At 46.9% G+C, this 2644-nt stretch carries 4 protein-coding genes; all 4 read right to left on the reverse strand.

Annotated elements, in window-relative coordinates; translation table 11 throughout:
* Positions 1-212 (reverse strand): hypothetical protein (locus tag G474_RS23810; protein ID WP_211228146.1); only part of this gene is annotated, 212 nt, incomplete at its 3' end.
* A 416-nt stretch (positions 213-628) separates the two neighbouring features.
* Positions 629-1267, reverse strand: coding sequence for a hypothetical protein (locus tag G474_RS23640; RefSeq protein ID WP_156919332.1), 639 nt, complete (start codon positions 1265-1267; stop codon positions 629-631).
* Positions 1268-1355: 88 nt separating this feature from the next.
* Positions 1356-1676, reverse strand: coding sequence for a hypothetical protein (locus G474_RS23645; protein ID WP_156919333.1), 321 nt, complete (start codon positions 1674-1676; stop codon positions 1356-1358).
* A gap of 773 nt (positions 1677-2449) precedes the next feature.
* Positions 2450-2644 (reverse strand): RHS repeat-associated core domain-containing protein (locus G474_RS24330; protein ID WP_026688104.1); only part of this gene is annotated, 195 nt, incomplete at its 5' end.

Here is a 2644-nt window from a genome sequence, read left to right on the forward strand (position 1 = left end):
CCCGCACCACGACCACATTTTCCCGGGCCGCCGGAGAAAAAATTGGTTAAACCGATAGCGTCCGTATATGCCTTCTCTTCCCAATAAATTTGAGCATAGCTGGGCGGAGAAGCTTTCGAATACAGAGCAGCCATTTTCCAGCCCTGATAGCCAAACCCCCAATAGGCTGCGGCTGCACCTAGATGGAAATTAACCTGCTGCGCAATTTTCATGACGAATTAGTTGGTAAAGTGTTTCCGATCAAGGTATGCCAATACAAAAATATATGGAAGAGAATAAATAGCAGACTCTAGCAATCCATTGCTATAACTTGGAGCAAAGAATAGTAACGGCCACAGCATATAAATCAGTGTGCTAGAGATATTAAGGAATTTGACTACCGTTTTTTTTCTGGTGTGCCTTGCTAAAAAAAGAGGCATCATTGATAAAATAATGATGATGCAAACAAGGATGCCCACAGATAAATAGGATTTAGAAACTATTCTTCCATAAATGATAAAGCCTTCGGAACAGAGCTGTGACCATCAAGGAAGCCCACTCTTTATTTGAGTGGCCGTGTTTATGATATCCGGCCAGTTGTACATTGCTGCACACGTGCGCCAAGATTCTGTTTTTCTAAGGTGCATCTTTAATGCGCATCATTTGTGGATATGCCCGCATTGTGTTGCACGATGAGCTGTGCAATATTGCTATATGCCTGCCGTGACTCCTCGTCATTTACTACTGTTTCCAGGTAATGAGAAAATTCTAGAGCGTTCATGCCATCGATGGATTTCCCCGGACGATCTATTTTTGCGAATGTATTGGCATTTGCCTTCAGTAAGGCTAAAACCACCTCCGCGCGGCGAAACATGATTGCTGCATGTAGGGGTGAAAGCGGCTGTCCTGGCGATATTGCATTGGGGTCGCACCGTGACAATGCCTCATTCAAATACTCATATGCTTCCCGTCCTTGGTCCTGTGTAACATCCGCCGTCGCGGCGACCAGCATCCCAACGGTCCAGTTCTCGCCTGGGACAAGCTTCCCATGCTCATAGTAAGGTGCATCACAGTACCGCCCTGTATATTTGAATGCTAACCTGGATACGGGTTTGTACATCAACAAACTCAACCATTGGAAGGCTTGGGGGTGAGCATCGGGTTTGCTAATAACATACGCGAGATGTATTCCCCTTGGAACATAAAATATGTTGAAAGTCGCAATGCTTGCCCCCGCAATGAGGAGGAAAACAAGAAAGGCGGCATAAATTTTTTTTGATAGTCTCATTTGATTTTTATCGTTTTTAAATTGCGTCTAGTGCTTCCAAATCTTTTTCGCTCCGGGTGCCGATTATTTTGTGTAAATTCTTGATTTGTCAAGATGGGTTTGACTGCAATGGCGGTAATGTGAAATATCCATAAATCCAAAGCACCCCAAGCATTCCCCCAGAAGCCAATACCTGTACATAACCAAAGAAAGCATCTAGCGCAGAAAGGATAGCTGGGCCACTGAATACGCCAAGGACTGCAATTACAGTTGTGGTCAAGAGATAGGTATAAGCAACTATTCTAGATGGACACCAAAGAAATAGACAAGAAACACTTTGTGCGTGCGCCATCAGAATGATATAGGTGTCAATTTTGGCAAAAATTTCCCCGTCGGTGAGTCGCTCAGCTTCCTGGATTGTGGCAGGCAACGTTTCCGGAGAAAATTCAAACCACATCGCCACAAGTAGTTGGGCGATGATAAGTGTGTCAAAAAGTGAACGGATTTATTTGGCATCGTATTGCTAGATGGCACATTTCACCTCTTCCTATTCGCGAGAAATCCGAAAAATAGTGCTCCCGCGAACCACGCCGTGGCCTCAAAAAATCTAGCCGCTTTTTCACCGAATAAGGTGATAAAGGCGTGATTAAGGCCGCAGCTTTTTCCGCAGAGTTTTAATAGAAACTCGTCAAAAAAGAGAGCTGATAGGCCGAATGCTACTCCAAGACAACAAAGCGCCCACAGCCCGGGTCTTATTACAGATTCCACTGTGCTACCTGCCCCACCGATTCTTAATTTTCACGCACAAATCAATCCAATCCTGTTTTTCCCACAATCCTGGCTCTCCGGTCTTTTGCCACCCAGGAAGGTCACAGACACAACCATCAGGAGGATTTTGAGTCTCAGTGGCAGCTGGCATGAAATCCGTTGAGCGGCGTAGTCTACCTCTTGAATCATAAGGGTCTTTAAAGCACATGTCTTGACCAGAGCAGCGCCATCTCAAACACACCCATTGTCCTTCATCATTGAAATAGCCAGCAGCATCACTCCAGGCACCGCTTGGCTCGTGCCCATTTGGACGCTGTGGCGCGTGTCTTCGGTCGTATCTACGTTGGCTTGCATTCCCGGAACCAAATGGCCTCGCTCTTAATCCATCAGGATCTGCCCATTTAAGTGGATTCCCCCCCACATACCCATAAACATTCACCCCCCCTCCAGCCCAATAGGATCCTGAGTGAGATACCTGCCGGAATCTGGATCGTAGAACCGGTGGCAGTTGTAATGGAGGCCGGTTTCTTCGTCATGGTACTGACCCTGGAAGCGCAGGGGCTGGTGGATGGCGGCGTGGTCGAGCTTGAAGATGCGGCCCCAGGCCTTGTAGCGGGCCTGCCAGAGGCA

Source organism: Azovibrio restrictus DSM 23866, from assembly GCF_000429665.1.
In the GTDB taxonomy this organism is placed as follows: Bacteria; Pseudomonadota; Gammaproteobacteria; order Burkholderiales; family Rhodocyclaceae; genus Azovibrio; species Azovibrio restrictus.

Coding starts and splice junctions, on each gene's coding strand:
- G474_RS23640 (WP_156919332.1), bottom strand. CDS start 1,267: ATGAGACTATCAAAAAAAATTTATGCCGCCTTTCTTGTTTTCCTCCTC.